This is a genomic window from Roseitalea porphyridii (genome assembly GCF_004331955.1).
GTDB lineage: Bacteria > Pseudomonadota > Alphaproteobacteria > Rhizobiales > Rhizobiaceae > Roseitalea > Roseitalea porphyridii.
This window is the reverse complement of record NZ_CP036532.1, coordinates 806,698-819,949: the sequence shown is the minus strand read 5'-3', so window position 1 is coordinate 819,949 and position 13,252 is coordinate 806,698. Positions and strand designations below refer to the sequence as shown.

At 64.0% G+C, this 13,252-nt stretch carries 18 protein-coding genes, 1 tRNA gene and 1 pseudogene; 13 read left to right on the top strand and 7 right to left on the bottom strand.

The features are described 5' to 3' along the window. Window positions 1–41 precede the first annotated feature (41 nt). The 7 genes from E0E05_RS03885 (at window position 42) to E0E05_RS03855 (ending at window position 4,843) form a co-directional block, all read left to right on the top strand. Window positions 42–392: an ElaB/YgaM/YqjD family protein gene (locus E0E05_RS03885; RefSeq protein WP_131615528.1), complete on the top strand. Its 351-nt coding sequence runs from the start codon at window positions 42–44 to the stop codon at window positions 390–392. Between the two features lies 1 nt (window position 393). Further along, on the top strand, window positions 394–828 hold the full coding sequence (locus E0E05_RS03880) for a phage holin family protein (RefSeq protein WP_131615527.1): 435 nt from the start codon (window positions 394–396) through the stop codon (window positions 826–828). A 141-nt stretch (window positions 829–969) separates the two neighbouring features. Next, complete coding sequence (locus E0E05_RS03875) at window positions 970–2,466, top strand: sensor histidine kinase (RefSeq protein ID WP_131615526.1); 1,497 nt, start codon at window positions 970–972, stop codon at window positions 2,464–2,466. A gap of 92 nt (window positions 2,467–2,558) precedes the next feature. After that, window positions 2,559–2,834: a hypothetical protein gene (locus E0E05_RS03870; RefSeq protein ID WP_192900435.1), complete on the top strand. Its 276-nt coding sequence runs from the start codon at window positions 2,559–2,561 to the stop codon at window positions 2,832–2,834. Between the two features lie 24 nt (window positions 2,835–2,858). After that, the gene (locus E0E05_RS03865) at window positions 2,859–3,920 is read left to right on the top strand and encodes a YihY/virulence factor BrkB family protein (protein ID WP_131615525.1); all 1,062 of its coding nucleotides are present in this window, start codon (window positions 2,859–2,861) and stop codon (window positions 3,918–3,920) included. Next, window positions 3,917–4,138, top strand: coding sequence for a hypothetical protein (locus tag E0E05_RS03860; protein ID WP_131615524.1), 222 nt, complete (start codon window positions 3,917–3,919; stop codon window positions 4,136–4,138). Before E0E05_RS03865 ends, E0E05_RS03860 begins: the two co-directional genes overlap by 4 nt. 39 nt (window positions 4,139–4,177) lie before the next feature. Continuing rightward, window positions 4,178–4,843 (top strand): ferredoxin reductase domain-containing protein, encoded by a 666-nt coding sequence (locus tag E0E05_RS03855; protein WP_131615523.1) that lies wholly within the window; start codon window positions 4,178–4,180, stop codon window positions 4,841–4,843. Window positions 4,844–4,856: 13 nt separating this feature from the next. Here the strand turns inward: E0E05_RS03855 and E0E05_RS03850 are convergent, their stop codons facing one another. Beyond that, on the bottom strand, window positions 4,857–5,711 hold the full coding sequence (locus tag E0E05_RS03850) for a formate/nitrite transporter family protein (protein WP_210215754.1): 855 nt from the start codon (window positions 5,709–5,711) through the stop codon (window positions 4,857–4,859). Between the two features lie 179 nt (window positions 5,712–5,890). Here E0E05_RS03850 and E0E05_RS03845 point away from each other — a divergent pair, with 179 nt between their 5' ends. The 3 genes from E0E05_RS03845 to E0E05_RS03835 all read left to right on the top strand — a co-directional run bounded on the left by E0E05_RS03845 (window position 5,891) and on the right by E0E05_RS03835 (window position 7,714). Beyond that, window positions 5,891–6,349 (top strand): DUF2383 domain-containing protein, encoded by a 459-nt coding sequence (locus tag E0E05_RS03845; RefSeq protein ID WP_158629266.1) that lies wholly within the window; start codon window positions 5,891–5,893, stop codon window positions 6,347–6,349. A gap of 125 nt (window positions 6,350–6,474) precedes the next feature. Then, window positions 6,475–6,639: a DUF1328 domain-containing protein gene (locus E0E05_RS03840; protein WP_131615520.1), complete on the top strand. Its 165-nt coding sequence runs from the start codon at window positions 6,475–6,477 to the stop codon at window positions 6,637–6,639. 61 nt (window positions 6,640–6,700) lie between these two features. Continuing rightward, on the top strand, window positions 6,701–7,714 hold the full coding sequence (locus E0E05_RS03835; RefSeq protein WP_131615519.1) for an HWE histidine kinase domain-containing protein: 1,014 nt from the start codon (window positions 6,701–6,703) through the stop codon (window positions 7,712–7,714). A gap of 179 nt (window positions 7,715–7,893) precedes the next feature. Here E0E05_RS03835 and E0E05_RS03830 read toward each other — a convergent pair whose 3' ends face one another. Next, window positions 7,894–8,166 carry a hypothetical protein gene (locus E0E05_RS03830; protein WP_131615518.1) on the bottom strand — a complete coding sequence of 91 codons (273 nt, stop codon included), beginning with the start codon at window positions 8,164–8,166 and terminating at the stop codon, window positions 7,894–7,896. 130 nt (window positions 8,167–8,296) lie between these two features. On the opposite strand from E0E05_RS03830, the gene E0E05_RS03825 reads away from it, so the two are divergent. Continuing rightward, window positions 8,297–8,494 (top strand): hypothetical protein, encoded by a 198-nt coding sequence (locus E0E05_RS03825; protein ID WP_131615517.1) that lies wholly within the window; start codon window positions 8,297–8,299, stop codon window positions 8,492–8,494. Between the two features lie 32 nt (window positions 8,495–8,526). Here the strand turns inward: E0E05_RS03825 and gdhA are convergent, their stop codons facing one another. Next, entirely contained in the window at window positions 8,527–9,855 is a 1,329-nt protein-coding gene (gene gdhA / locus E0E05_RS03820; protein ID WP_131615516.1) for an NADP-specific glutamate dehydrogenase, read from the bottom strand. A gap of 120 nt (window positions 9,856–9,975) precedes the next feature. Between gdhA and E0E05_RS03815 the strand changes: the two genes are divergently transcribed. Beyond that, a tRNA-Arg gene (locus E0E05_RS03815) sits at window positions 9,976–10,052 on the top strand. Between the two features lie 253 nt (window positions 10,053–10,305). After that, complete coding sequence (locus E0E05_RS17620) at window positions 10,306–10,686, top strand: hypothetical protein (protein ID WP_131615515.1); 381 nt, start codon at window positions 10,306–10,308, stop codon at window positions 10,684–10,686. Here E0E05_RS17620 and E0E05_RS17880 read toward each other — a convergent pair. The 4 genes and pseudogenes from E0E05_RS17880 to E0E05_RS03790 form a co-directional block, all read right to left on the bottom strand. Further along, a pseudogene (locus E0E05_RS17880) lies at window positions 10,591–11,583 on the bottom strand (recombinase family protein); the annotation flags it as partial. The gene E0E05_RS17620 and the pseudogene E0E05_RS17880 overlap by 96 nt on opposite strands. Further along, window positions 11,580–11,921 (bottom strand): hypothetical protein, encoded by a 342-nt coding sequence (locus E0E05_RS03800; RefSeq protein WP_131615514.1) that lies wholly within the window; start codon window positions 11,919–11,921, stop codon window positions 11,580–11,582. The pseudogene E0E05_RS17880 and the gene E0E05_RS03800, both read right to left, overlap by 4 nt. A 17-nt stretch (window positions 11,922–11,938) precedes the next feature. Continuing rightward, entirely contained in the window at window positions 11,939–12,574 is a 636-nt protein-coding gene (locus E0E05_RS03795; protein ID WP_131615513.1) for a hypothetical protein, read from the bottom strand. Window positions 12,575–12,700: 126 nt separating this feature from the next. Further along, on the bottom strand, window positions 12,701–13,192 hold the full coding sequence (locus E0E05_RS03790; RefSeq protein WP_131615512.1) for a hypothetical protein: 492 nt from the start codon (window positions 13,190–13,192) through the stop codon (window positions 12,701–12,703). Window positions 13,193–13,252: the final 60 nt, after the last annotated feature.

Below are 13,252 nucleotides of genomic sequence, written 5' to 3'. Positions count from 1 at the left end.
GATACCCCCCGACCGCATTTGACGCTTGAAAGGAGACAGACATGTCAGCAGCTTCCGAGAAGACGACGACCGGCGCCAAGACGCGCAACAGCACTTCGCGCAGCAAGAACGACGATCTCGCCGCGGAAATCGAGGCGCTGCGCGCCGATGTCGGTGCCGTGACCGAACGGCTGAGCAAGATCGCAACGGTCGGCGCCAAGACCGCGCGTACCCATCGGGACGATGCGGCCCTGACGGTCCGCGAGAAGTCCGACGCGCTGATCGACGATCTGACGACGCAGCTCGAGGACATCGAGCGGCGCGCAGGCAAGGCGGTGCGTCGCAACCCGCTGCAGACCCTCGCTCTCGCCGCGGGCGCCGGCTTCCTGACGGCGATCCTGCTGCGCCGCTGAGATGCTGACACCGCTTACGGCATTCGCCCAGCTGACCGCCACCGACCTGCAGAGCCGCAAACGGCGGCTCGTGATGGCGGCGGTGCTGTACGGGATCGGCGGGATCTGCCTTCTGTTCGCGCTCGGCTTCGGCGCCACCGCGCTGACGCTGGCGATCGCGCAGACCTATGATCTCCTGATCGCACTGGTGATCACGGCCAGCCTGTTCCTGGCGCTGGCCGCGATCGCGCTTATCATCAATGCCGTCCTGCAGGCGCGCGCCAAGCGAAGAATCCGTCGCAACTCGGCGGTTCGCAGCGCCGCCATCGCGACGGCGCTGGTCAGCCTGCGCCGATCGGGAACCGCGGCATTGCCGCTCGCGGCGCTGGTCGGCGGTGCTTTCCTGGCCCGACAGATTTTCGGCGAAGGTGACGAAGACCGCGATGAAGAGGCGTAACCGACCACAGAGCGTTGTGCCCCAAAGCCGTGCTCCGGCGGCCGCGCGCCGCCGGGACGCCAAGGCCTTAATTTTGCCACTTCCCTTGCGGCAGATTCTCTGCAATCTGGGGGCGTGACATAGCTGACGGGGGAACCGCCCATGGCCGTCATCGAGTCTTCGTTTCGTGCATTGCCGGATATCGATCGGCGACTGCTGGATGCTGCGGACCGGACCGATATCGGTCTCTGGGTCCTCGAAAAACGCGGCCCGACACTGAACCTATCGGAAGCCGCGCTTAACCTGCACGGCCTGCCTTCTGCGGCGCCACGCATCGCGCTCAAATCGTTCTGCACGGCCATCCATTCCGACGATCGCGAGGCGGTCGAGGCCGCGCTCGGAAACGGCCTGCGGTCCGGCACGCCATTTTCCTTGCGCTACCGGACCGGAGGCGGCGACGCCCCGTCCGAATGGGTCGAGCTGACGAGCGCCGGTCACCCGGATGAAGGCGCCGGCGCAGCCTGCCATGGAAGCTGCCGGCGCATCACCGATCGGGTGAGAACAGAAGGTGATCTGCGCCGCCGCATCGCCCAGCACAAGGGTGTCGAGGAACTGGGCACCTTCGCGCTCAGGCAGGACGATCTGCAGGAGGTGATGGACCGGGCTGTGGCGATTGCGGCCGACATCTTCGATGTTCCCCTGACCAAGATCCTGCAATTTGAAGGCGCCGCCGACGCACTGACGCTGAAGGCCGGTGTCGGCTGGGCGGAAGGCCTCGTCGGCAAGGCGCGCGTGGGTGTCGAGATGGAGTCGCAGGCCGGCTACACGCTCGCCAGCGACCATCCGATCATCGTCGACGACCTCAGGACGGAAACCCGGTTTGACGGGCCGCCGCTTCTGCACGAGCACGGCGTGCGCAGCGGCATGAGCGTGATCATCGCCGGCGTGGGCACCCGCCCGTTCGGCGTATTCGGCATTCACGCCAACGACGTGCGGGTGTTCGACGAACTCGACGTCGAGACGCTGACCGCGCTGGCCAACATCGTCGCCAACAGCGCCCGCCAGGCCGAGGCCCGCGAGCAGAACAAGCTGCTGATGAGCGAGATGGCGCACCGGGCCGGCAATCTGCTGCAACTGGTCAGCGCCATCGCCAACCAGACCTTCGGGGCGATGGCCGATCCCAAGTCGGCGCAGGAGGCGTTCCGCGAGCGCCTTGCCGCCCTGTCGCGTGCCAACGACCTGATCACCCGCAGCGGCTGGTCGCCGACGCGGCTGCACGACATCGTCGGTCAGACCCTGCAGACGTTCTCCAGCCGCGTCGACGTTTCCGGCCGCGACATCCTTCTGCCGCCGGAATTGTGCTTCGACATGGGCCTCGTGCTGCACGAACTGGCGACCAATTCGGCCAAGTACGGCACGCTCGCAGGCGATACGGGCACGGTCGAACTGCGATGGTCGCTGGGCCAGCCGAAGGACGGGAAACGCGCCTTCATGCTGGAATGGCGCGACGGACATCCCTCCGATTCCAGTCAGGGGACCGGGCGCGGGTTCGGCAGCCGCCTCAAGCGGGCGCTGATCGAGCAGAAATGGGGGGGCGCGATCACCGTGGAGACGGGTCGCGGCTACACGTTCCGCTGCGAGATACCGGTTCCGTCCTGACCGCCGGCGTTGATTGCGACAACCGCCCGGAACATCCGGGCGTGGGCGCGCGTTCCTGATCCGAAACGTTCAGATGCGAACGGAGGAACGCCATGCGCACCCGCACACTCATGACCGGCATGATCGCCCTGCCGCTCAACGCCGTCCTTTTCGGCGTGGCCCTCACGACGGTTCTGGCCATCCCGGCGCTCGAGCCCTGGCGGGAGGTCATCCTGCCCGTCGTAATCGTCACGGCGGCAGCACTTACAATTCCGCTGTCATGGAAGCTGGCACCGCGGCTCCGCGTGCGCAGCGCCTACTACCCGCGCCTGTTCCGGAAACCGCACGACAGGAAATCGAAAGGGAACCGAGGCGCATCGGGCGCGTAATCTGAACGGGAGCCGTTCAGCCAGATGCAGCAAGACACACGTCAATCCGCCGACGCGGCGAACGCGTCCACGCCGGAGCCGAAGCAGGCGCCCGGCGCGCGCGTTCCGACCGCGCTCGACTGGCGGGCGTGGCTGTCGGCCGCGCGCAACACCATCGGACAGGCCCTTGCGCTCGACACGAGCCTTCGATGCGCCGGCGTCGCCTTTTTCGGCTTTCTTTCCCTTTTTCCCGCGCTCAGTGCGGCGGTCTCGCTGTTCGGGCTCGTGGCCGACCCCACCGCCATCGCGGTGGGCGACCTGCCGCTGACCGACGCACTGCCCGAGGACATGACCGTCGTCATCACCGAACAGGTGATCGCCTTCTCCGAACGCGAGACCAAGCTCGGGATCGGCCTCGGCGTCAGCCTGCTCATCGCGTTGTGGACCGGGTCGCGCGGCATGAACGCGCTGGTCTTCGCGATCACGCGGGCACACAAGGAAAGCGACGAGCGCGGCTTCCTGGCGGGCATCGTGACCTCGCTGCTGGCAACGGTCAGCGCCTTTGTCACGCTCGCCATCATCCTGACCGCCGTGACGGTTCTGCCGACGATCGCGATGATCTGGCCTTTCCCGCAATCGCGCGAGGACGCCATCCTGTGGCTTCGCTGGCCGGTCGTCGCGGCCGTGCTCTGGGTGGCCGTCGTGCTGCTCTACCGTCACGCGCCCCACCGGCGCTCGCCGCGAACCCGATGGGTCTTTCCGGGCGCTGCCCTGGCGACGCTTCTGTGGCTTCTGGGCTCGGCCGCCCTTTCGTTCTTCATCGAGAATTTCGGCCGGTACGACGCGACCTTCGGATCGATCGCCGCGGCCGCCATCCTCATGCTGTGGCTCTACTTTTCGGCGATCGTGCTGGTTTCGGGCGCGACGCTCAATGCCGAGCTTGAATGGCGCACGCGCCGCGACACGACGGTCGGACCCGACCGGCCGATGGGCGAACGCAGGGCGTATGTGGCCGACACCGTGGCCGACGATGTCGTCGTGCCGATGAAACGGCCGTCGCGCGACGGCCGCGAAACCAACGACAGGCAAAGGAGTGTCAAGCCATGAGCAAGACCGACAACAAGCCGGGCAAGCTTCATCGCAGCGATCTGGCGTCCGACGAGATGGGCGACAACAAGCTGCAGGGCGACGACCAGGAAAAGGTTCGCAACCAGCGCAAGGCCGTGCCCGAGGTCAAGCAGGAGCCCGACGACGTGATCGAAAGCTTCGAGAAGCTCGACAAGGAAGAACGCGCCAAGCGCGATCTCGGCAAGGGCAACGCCTGACCCGGGGCACCGGACCGCATCAGAACCAGGGAGAACCGCATGGAACATCGTCTGGCGATACGGGCGATCACGCCGCTGGCGCACAATGTCTACCAATATGATCTGGAAAAGCCCGAAGGCTTCGACTTCGAACCCGGTCAGGCGACCGAGGTGGCCATCGCCAAGGAAGGCTGGGAGAAGGAGAAGCGGCCCTTCACCTTCACCTCCCTGCCCGGCTGGGAGCGCCTCCAGTTCACGATCAAGAGCTATCCCGACCATGACGGGGTGACCGAACAGCTCGCGCACCTTCTGGTCGGGGACGAACTGATCATCGAGGAGCCGTGGGGCACGATCCAGTACAAGGGCAAGGGCACGTTCATCGCCGGCGGCGCCGGCATGACGCCCTTCATCGCGATCCTGCGCGATCTGGAACGCAAGGGCGACCTGCCCGGTCACCGGCTGTTCTTCGCTAACAGCACCGAACGCGACATCTTCTGCGCCAACGAACTGGATTCGATGGCGGGGCTCGACGTGGTGCACATACTCAGTGACGAACAGAAAGCGCCCTACGAGCACGGTCGCATCGACAAGGACTTCCTGCGCGACCGGATCGACGATTTCGACCAGAAGTTCTACGTGTGCGGCCCGCCCGAAATGGTCGACGACATCAACGACGCACTCAAGGAACTGGGCGCCGACACGGACGGGCTGGTCTTCGAGGAATAGAGGCCAGTTCCGTTCAGTCGTGCAGGCTGGACGCGCGGTTGCCACCTTCCCCGTCCGGCCCGACGATTTCGTCGCGCACCTGGGCCCAGGCGAGAAAGGCGAATATGGCCGTGCCGCCGACGATGTTGCCGATCAGCACCGGCAGGAAGAAGCCCGCCAACGCCTCCCACGGGCCGATCGAGGCCTGAACCGCCAGATAGGCCATTTCGACCGAGCCGGCGATGATGTGGGTGAAGCCGGCGGCGCCGATCAGCCAGGTGAACAGCAGGATCACCCAGAAGCTCGAAGCGCCCGATTGCGGCAGCATCCACACCAGCGCGGCGATCAGGATGCCGGCGGGAATGCCGCGCGCCAGTTGCTCGCCGGCCGGCATCGCCATGGCCTTGACCGAGATCTCCCGCACCTCGGCGGCCAGTTCGGGCGGCATCATGTTGCCGTAGGCGAGCGCGGTGGCCGCGATGAAGCAGCCGATCACGTTCGCGACCAGCACGATCAGCCATAGCCGCGTCAGACGCCGCAGGCAGTCGAACGTGCGCTGCGCGACCACCGGCAGGACGGTGACGATCGTGTTTTCGGTAAAGAGCTGCATTCGCCCCAGAATGACGAGCAGGAAGCCGAAGCTGTAGCCGAAATTCTCGACGAGCGGACGCCAGTCCGTTTCGGGCAGATAGGTGCGGAACACGCCCTTGCCGATCACCGAAAAGCTGATCAGCACGCCGGCGGCGATGCCCGACCAGAACAGCGACCGGAACGGCCGGTCGAGTTCCTCCTCGCCGTCGTAGCGGATGACTTCGTGGATGAGCCGTGGCGACAGCTTGGCTGCCTGCTCGACGGATTTGTGACGCGCGTCCTCGACGACGTCGCGCACTTCGGCGTCCTGACCTTCTGGCGGCCGTTCCTGCACTGTCATTGAGCCTGAACGCGCGACCGGCCGGTCGGTTCCGGCGACGCGAAGCCCGTCCGCGCCGATGCAACCGGCGGCGATGACCGCGCGTTGCGGTGCCGATGCATGCGCGACTGCGCGAACCCGCCGCGAAAGGAAATGTCATGAACCGCGACGACCTCATCCCGTCCTCGTTGAAGGCCGACGGATCGCTGAGCGAACTGGCGACCCTGCAGGTGCGCCACGTCGACGCCGCCAACGGCATGAAGACCGGCCTCGACCGCGCCAAGCCGGAAGTCGCGCCGATCCTGGCGGAACTCGTCGAGATGCACGATACGATGGCCGATCAGTCCGCCCGCATTCTCGCCGACCATGGCGGCGAGCCCGATCCCGACGGAAGCTGGATGTCCTGGGTCCACGAGGGCGTGATGGCCGCGCGCGGCCTGTTCGACGGTGTCGACAAGGACGCCCTGCCCGGCCTCATCGACGGCGAAAAGCGGGTGCTCGAGCAGGCCCGCAAGGTGCTTGCGCAGGACCTGTGGTCGGATTCCGAGCGATCGACGCTGATCGGTCAGCGCGACAGGCTCGAGGCGGCGATCGCACGGCTCAGGCATGGCGCTTGAACCGGGGCGAAGTCGGGCGTTCGCATGCGGATTTGCCATTGATATCACGCCTTTCGTCCGCACGGCAGGGAACCGCCAGGGCCCGCAAACCGTTCAGGTCACGATCACAACGATGGAGGAAGATCATGCTCGGTTGGGCACTTCTGTTTCTGGTCGTCGCGCTGATTGCCGGCGTCCTCGGCTTCAGCGGCATCGCCGGCGCTTCGGCGGGCATCGCCCAGATCCTGTTCATTCTGTTTCTGGTGCTGTTCGTCATCAGCTTGGCGTTCCGGCTCTTTCGCCGGACCTGAGCCCCGAACATCATGATTGCGGCGGGCGGGACCATCCCGCCCGTCGATTCCGTTTCCCCAGATGAATGAGCGCGCCCCCGATCGCCAGAGCCTGTCGACCGCCCTTCAGGGCACGCCCGTCACCATCTTTCTTCAGGATGTCGACGGACGGTTTCGATGGTTCGAGAACGAACAGTCGGTCTGGGCGCGGGGCGATCTGGTAGGGCTGCGCGACGACAACGTCCTCGAGCCGGGAAGCGTCGCGGTTCTCCGCGATGCCCGGCGCGAGGCCGCGCGCGAGGGCCGTCCCGTCACCGTCGAGCTTCAGGCCCTGCCTGCCGTCGGTCTCGAACGACACGGCCGTTTCGTCAAGGCGACGGTGCGCGCGCTTGCCGGTCGCGACGGCGCCGTCGGCGGCTATCTGTGCTCCTGTGTCGACGTCACCGAGGAGTATCTGCGCGAGCAGACGCTGCGGGCGCTGATGCAGGAGGTGACGCACCGCTCCAAGAACATGCTGTCCATGGTGCTCAGCCTCGCATCGCAGACGGCGCGCACCTCCGCCTCGGTGGCGGGCTTCTCGCGCACGCTCACCGGCCGGGTGCAGTCGCTGGCCATGTCCCAGAACGTGATCACCGACAGCGAATGGCGCGGCGCGCCCTTTCGCGAACTGGTGCGCGTGCAGGTCATCGACCGCGTTCCTTCCGATACGCGCGGCGTGACGGTCAGCGGAGACGATCTCCTGTTCTCGCCGAGCGCGGCGATCCATGTGGGGCTTGCCCTTCATGAACTGATCGCCCGCGCCTGGCAGAACGGCACGCTGACCGGCCCCGACGGCGCGGTCTCGATCAGTTGCGTGCTCGCACGCAACGAGGCCGGCCTGCCCTTCGCGAGCATGCGGTGGGAGGAACTGTTCGGCTCCCGTGGCGGCCTGGCGCAGGAACCCGACGGCTTCAGCCGCGCGGTGCTCGAACGGGTGGTTCCGGGCGCGGTGAAGGGCGAGGCGCAGCTTGCGATCGCCGACGACCGTCTGCGCTACCGGCTGACCATCGACAGGTCGGAAATCCGTACGCGGATGGGGCGGGACGCCGGCATGTAGGAAAGGGGGATGGCGAGGCGCCGCGCCGCTTGTGATCGACGCGCGCCTCGCCTGTCCGGTCCCCATGGGGCATTGGGCCGGACGGAAGCGCGGAAAACGGCGCTTCACCCGGTCCAACGCACGGTCAAGCATTCAGGTTCCGCAAGGTAATGCGGCTCGGAGGCTCCGCCGTTCCCTGCTCAGCCGAGGGCTTCGCCGCCTGAGAGCTGCGCGATCGCGTCGTCGATCTCGGCGATCAGCGGCGCGAATTCCTCGCCCCGATCCGCTGCGGCGCGCGCTTCCAGCTCCGCGCGCATCTGCTTGAGCGCCTCAAGGCGCGTGTCGACCGGATCGGGCGACAGCAGCAACGCCTGAATGTCCTCGGAGGTGATCGTCTGGGCGATTCCGCCGGGATCGGCGTCGCCACCGACCTGAACGTCGATCGGGTCGATGGGGTTGTCGTTGTTGTTCATGGTGATGAATCACTCCTGCCTTGTCAGGGCCGAACGCGGCACCGCGCCCGGCGTTCCCGACGGCCCCTGCGGAACCATTCGGCGTGCGAAGCGCTTTGTTGTAGGCGCCCGCGAGGCGATGGAGACCGACATGAGCAGACAACCGACCGCCAGCCCCGACATTTCCAACACCGATCTGCGCAACCGTGAGATCGCGCAGGATGCGCAGACCGACACGGAGCTTGAATCCCATGTGCCGCCGCGTTCGCCGGGCGGTACGTGGTGGCGTCTTGCGGTCGCGATCGGGGCCGCCGTCGTGCTGATCGGCCTTCTGCTCATCGCGATCTGATCGTCCGAACGCGTCGCCAGGCGGGACGCGCCTCACGACACGCCGAACGAGAGCATCGCGTCGGCAACCTTGCGGAAGCCGGCGATGTTGGCGCCGCGCGCATAGTCGACGACGTCCCCCTCCCCGCAATGTTCAAGGCACCGGTCGTGGATCCGGCACATGATCGCCTTGAGACGTTCGCCGAGATGTTCCCGGTCGCCGGACTGGAACGCCGCGTTCTGGCTCATTTCCAGCCCCGAAAGCGCGACACCGCCGGCATTGGCCGCCTTGGCCGGCCCGAAGATGACATCGCTGGACTGGAAGCATTCGATCGCATCGGCCGTGCACGGCATGTTGGCGCCTTCGGCGACGGCGACGACGCCATTGCCGACAAGCGCGCGGGCATCATCGGCATCGAGCTCATTCTGCGTGGCGCACGGCAAGGCGATGTCGCACTCGACGCCCCAGGGCTTGTCGCCGCCGTGCCATGTGGCGTCGAGCCGGTCGGCCAGCGCTTCGAGCCGCGCCTCGGACCGCTCGATCAGATCTAGATCGTCGCTCGTAAAGGCGCTTTCGGCGTGCAGGAAGCCGTCCGAGTTCGACAGGGTCACCGGCCGGCCGCCGAGTTCGAGCGCCTTGCGCGCGGCGTGCATGGCCACGTTGCCGGCACCCGACAGGGCGATCGCCCGGCCCTCGATCGAGCGGTCGTGCTCCTCGAGCATGCGGTCGACGAAGTAGGCCAGTCCAAAGCCGGTCGCCTCGGGGCGCATCGGCGCACCGCCATATTCGAGCCCCTTGCCGGTCATGGCGCCGGAGAAGGTGTTGGTGATCTTCTTGTACTGACCGAACAGGAAGCCGATCTCGCGCTCGCCGACATTGATGTCGCCGGCCGGAATGTCGGTGTTCGGTCCGATGTGGCGGTAAAGTTCCTGCATGAACGCCTGGCAGAAGCGCATCACCTCGCCCTCGGAGCGGCCGCGCGGGTCGAAGTCGGCGCCGCCCTTGGCGCTGCCCATCGGAAGGCCGGTCAACGCGTTCTTGAAGGTCTGTTCGAAGGCGAGGAACTTCAGCACCGACTGGTTGACCGAAGGCGCGAAGCGCAGGCCCCCCTTGTAGGGACCGATGGCGCTGGAATGCTGGACGCGCCAGCCGCGATTGACGCGAATGGCGCCGTCATCGTCCTGCCAGGTGACGCGGAAGCTGATGATCCGGTCCGGCTCGCTGAGCCGTTCGAGGATCGCCGCCTCGCGGTAGGCTTCGTTGGCGTCGAGCACGGGCGCGATGTCCCGGTGTACCGAGCGCACCGCCTCGAGGAACTCGTCCTCGCCGGCATTGCGCGCGGCAAGACAGTCGAGAAACCCGTCATTGTCTCTTTCGGTCATCGATTGCCCCTTCGTTCGGGGGATAACCCGCAACCGGCCGCCGCGTTCCCGACACGGCGGGTGCGGTCAATTTGGGTTGGACGCGCACGCACCGCTTTGGTATGGGACGAGCTGCGCGAAGCACCCGTAGCTCAGCTGGATAGAGCGCTGCCCTCCGAAGGCAGAGGTCACAGGTTCGAATCCTGTCGGGTGCGCCATTTCACATTTTCCCGTAAAATTTCGAAAAAACTCAAACGGAACAGAGACTTGCGGGGTTCGAAACCCCTCATTTCGCTGGTATGCCAATCGGTCCGAAAACGCCAGTTTGAGCACGGTTCTCTTGTCCGCCAAGTGCTCAGAAGTCCAAAGATTCCAAGGGTTTGACAGGAAACCCATGGCGAGTTCGAACATTTCCTCAAAGGTGCGTTTCGGCCCTGTGCCTTTTTTCAGTTTTTCGCTCAAAACGAGCTTTTGCTTTTCCAGCTTCGCCAGCCGTTGCTCATAGGCTTTGACGGCGGTCGCACTCTCGGAATCGACGATGCGATCGACAAGCTGTTCAATCTGGCGGTCGGCTTTGACGATGTCACGGCCAATTGCTTTCTGGCGTTCTTCTGCCTGCCCCAGGCGAATGTTCCATGCCTGCTTGAACATGGCCCTGGCCATCTTGAAGACCGACTCGGTGGGGCCGAGTTTGCGCAGCAGTTTTTCGAAGTCCGTTTCGAGCCGGTCGCGCGGAATGGATTTGCGATGGCTTTCGCATTCCCGATTGTAGCAGAGATAATAGGGGTGACGTTTGCCGGTCTTGCTCTTCGACCAGCAGGCCGTGAGAGGTTTGTGGCAGTCACCACATAATACGAAACCGCGAAGCGGGAAGTCGGCATTGATGTCTTTGCGCGCGGGCACGCGTGCGCCGCCCGTCAGACGGTCTTGTATCTTTTGATGCGTTTCGAGACTGATCAGTCCGACGTGCCGCGCTTGGCGGAGCGGAATGTCCCAGTTGGGTACTTCAAGATATCCGGCGTAGACCGAGCGGACGAGGATGTCCTTGACCCGCTGATTGCGGATTTGCCCGTTCGGCAGGTCCTTCGGAAACTCCGGCTGGCTTTCGAGGAAACGCTTCACCTCGGCCTGTGTGTCGAACCTGCCTGACGCATAGCCTTCCAATGCTTCCTGAATGATGGAGGCGTTCGGTTCGTCGCGCACCAGCAGTTTGCCGTGTCCGGATTGCTTTTCGTATCGGTATCCGATTGGCGGTTGGAACACCCAATAGCCGTTAAAGCATCTTGCCTTCATGCGGTTGAGGGTTTGTTCGGCGTTCTTGCGCGCCTGATATTGCGCAGCCGAAGCCTGTATATATTCGTTGAACTCGCTGTCGGCATCGTCCTTGAACTCCATTGACGGGCATTCGAGAATTCCGCCAGCCTGCCGTATCTCCTCGCGCAGTTCGAAGTGGACGGGAACCTTGCGCGCAAAGCGCGACAGTTCATCGATGATGACGACGTGCGGATCGTTGCGGTTCTTGCGCAGGAAGGTCAGCAGCGCATTGACGCCGGGACGGTCGATCCTTTGCCCGGTCAGGTCGTCGGTGAAGACCTGCTCGATCGAATAGGCGCGGCTTTCCGCATACTGGCGGCACCGCGTTTCCTGCGATCCGAGTCCGTCGCCACGGCGCACCTGCGCCTTGGACGATACGCGGCAATAAATCACCGCCTTGGTGACACCGTGTCGGGGGCCGTATTCATAGTTCATGGCTGGACTGCCTTTCCGGACTTCTCCTTTTTGTCTCTTGAATGATCGAATTTTTCCGACAACGCCGAACCGGAGATCGTTGGCAATGCGCCAACATCATCTCCATGTTCAGCTTCATCGAGAACAGTCTGAACGGAGTCGATTCCAAAGCCAAGATCGACAAAGGCGACGATGATGTTCCAGAGCGTCTCGATGAATTCCTGCTTCTGCTCCGCGCTCAGTTCGGCGTCGTCCAGATACTCCTGGTACAACGCGACATCGAGCGTGAGCGTCGGGCGAGCGGGCAAACGCGGCTCGTCAGGGATCGCTTTGTCTTCTTTGGTCTTGTGGTCTGTCATTATCCGTTCCCGCCCTGTTATCGGCTTGGTGCGCGCTGGCGCGTTCTCGTGCGGTTTTGCCGCCGTGCTTGCGGTTCCTGTTCGCGTTGGGATTTCTCGGCTTCGACCTGAGGTCGGTAGAACTGTTCATCCAGTTCCTTGCCCCACTCATGGAGCTGCGACCCTTCGGCTGCATTGAACTCTTCCGACATGATCCGCCTTGCGGCCACATCGGTTACGCCCAATTCGCCCGCCAGAGTTTGCGCCTGGCTCGCGCACGCACGATGAAATGTCAGCTTGTTTCCCTGCTCAATCATGTCGCCGATATCGCAGGCGTACTGATAAGCCTGCTGGCGCTGATCATCGGTGATTGCCTGCTCGCGTTCGATCAGACTTTCACGCATCTGGTTCATGGTCTGGCCGGTACGTTCCTTGAAGAGGTCGCGCAGGATCGTTTCGGCTTTCATCGCATCGAATCTTTCGGTGCGGGCAAAGGCATGGGCATAGTCGCCCAACTTTTCCTTGAAGGCGCCTGCGCGTTTGATTTCTCTCTCGATGATGCCGGTGATGGCCATGGCCTCGCCGAATTGCGCGTCGGTGAGCAACCGGCCTGAGAAGCTTTCGCGGGCACTGGCGACCCGTTCCTTCTCATTATTATTGTAGTAGTGTTCCATTTCCGTCTCCTTTCTTCGGTTATCTAGAACAAACAGGGAACATACTATGAATTAATTCCTATATATTTCAAGTAATATTTGAAATAAGCTTTGATTTCTGTTGCTCATTACTCGCAAAGCCTCCGGTCACTCTCGACTTCGCGTGGTTCTGCGTTCCTGGCCGCTGCGGCGGTCGACGGCTTTCTGGAAATGGCGTTTGGGGGTTTCGCGCTGTTCTTGGCGATGCGCGGCGCGCTCCAGGATGCCGCCCACGATTTCGGTTTCCTGTTGGTCGAGGCGGGCGAGCGTCTGTTCATGATCCTGCCGGACGTTGCGCTCGGCCTGGCGTGTGATGGCGTCGCCGTCGAACTTGTCGGCTCCCATCCCGCGATGCTGGTAGCTCTTGTTCTTCTGTCCCGCCTTGTCGATCAGCCTTCTGCGCTCGGCTTCGACCCGCGTCTGATATTCGCTTTGATAGGCGTGGATTTCCGTCTTTCGCTGCTCCGCATAGGCGGTCCTCACTTTGTTGTAGGCGACCTGATCTTCGCCGCGCAGGCTTTTTGCAGCCTCATGGCGCAGGTTTGCCAGCCTGAAGGTTTGGCGAATTTGATCGGAAAGGTTGGGCGGCCGGGAAGTCATGGCTGGCCTCGTTTTCCGCATGAAATTTGCAGTCGCCGAACCGTGCTCGCTAAAATCGAT

What these genes read in the sequence shown, in the direction of transcription:
- E0E05_RS03885 (WP_131615528.1), top strand. Translation starts at nt 42, where the DNA reads ATGTCAGCAGCTTCCGAGAAGACGACGACCGGCGCCAAGACGCGCAAC.
- E0E05_RS03880 (WP_131615527.1), top strand. Translation starts at nt 394, where the DNA reads ATGCTGACACCGCTTACGGCATTCGCCCAGCTGACCGCCACCGACCTG.
- E0E05_RS03875 (WP_131615526.1), top strand. Translation starts at nt 970, where the DNA reads ATGGCCGTCATCGAGTCTTCGTTTCGTGCATTGCCGGATATCGATCGG.
- E0E05_RS03870 (WP_192900435.1), top strand. Translation starts at nt 2,559, where the DNA reads ATGCGCACCCGCACACTCATGACCGGCATGATCGCCCTGCCGCTCAAC.
- E0E05_RS03865 (WP_131615525.1), top strand. Translation starts at nt 2,859, where the DNA reads ATGCAGCAAGACACACGTCAATCCGCCGACGCGGCGAACGCGTCCACG.
- E0E05_RS03860 (WP_131615524.1), top strand. Translation starts at nt 3,917, where the DNA reads ATGAGCAAGACCGACAACAAGCCGGGCAAGCTTCATCGCAGCGATCTG.
- E0E05_RS03855 (WP_131615523.1), top strand. Translation starts at nt 4,178, where the DNA reads ATGGAACATCGTCTGGCGATACGGGCGATCACGCCGCTGGCGCACAAT.
- E0E05_RS03845 (WP_158629266.1), top strand. Translation starts at nt 5,891, where the DNA reads ATGAACCGCGACGACCTCATCCCGTCCTCGTTGAAGGCCGACGGATCG.
- E0E05_RS03840 (WP_131615520.1), top strand. Translation starts at nt 6,475, where the DNA reads ATGCTCGGTTGGGCACTTCTGTTTCTGGTCGTCGCGCTGATTGCCGGC.
- E0E05_RS03835 (WP_131615519.1), top strand. Translation starts at nt 6,701, where the DNA reads ATGAATGAGCGCGCCCCCGATCGCCAGAGCCTGTCGACCGCCCTTCAG.
- E0E05_RS03830 (WP_131615518.1), bottom strand. Translation starts at nt 8,166, where the DNA reads ATGAACAACAACGACAACCCCATCGACCCGATCGACGTTCAGGTCGGT.
- E0E05_RS03825 (WP_131615517.1), top strand. Translation starts at nt 8,297, where the DNA reads ATGAGCAGACAACCGACCGCCAGCCCCGACATTTCCAACACCGATCTG.
- gdhA (WP_131615516.1), bottom strand. Translation starts at nt 9,855, where the DNA reads ATGACCGAAAGAGACAATGACGGGTTTCTCGACTGTCTTGCCGCGCGC.
- E0E05_RS03800 (WP_131615514.1), bottom strand. Translation starts at nt 11,921, where the DNA reads ATGACAGACCACAAGACCAAAGAAGACAAAGCGATCCCTGACGAGCCG.
- E0E05_RS03795 (WP_131615513.1), bottom strand. Translation starts at nt 12,574, where the DNA reads ATGGAACACTACTACAATAATAATGAGAAGGAACGGGTCGCCAGTGCC.
- E0E05_RS03790 (WP_131615512.1), bottom strand. Translation starts at nt 13,192, where the DNA reads ATGACTTCCCGGCCGCCCAACCTTTCCGATCAAATTCGCCAAACCTTC.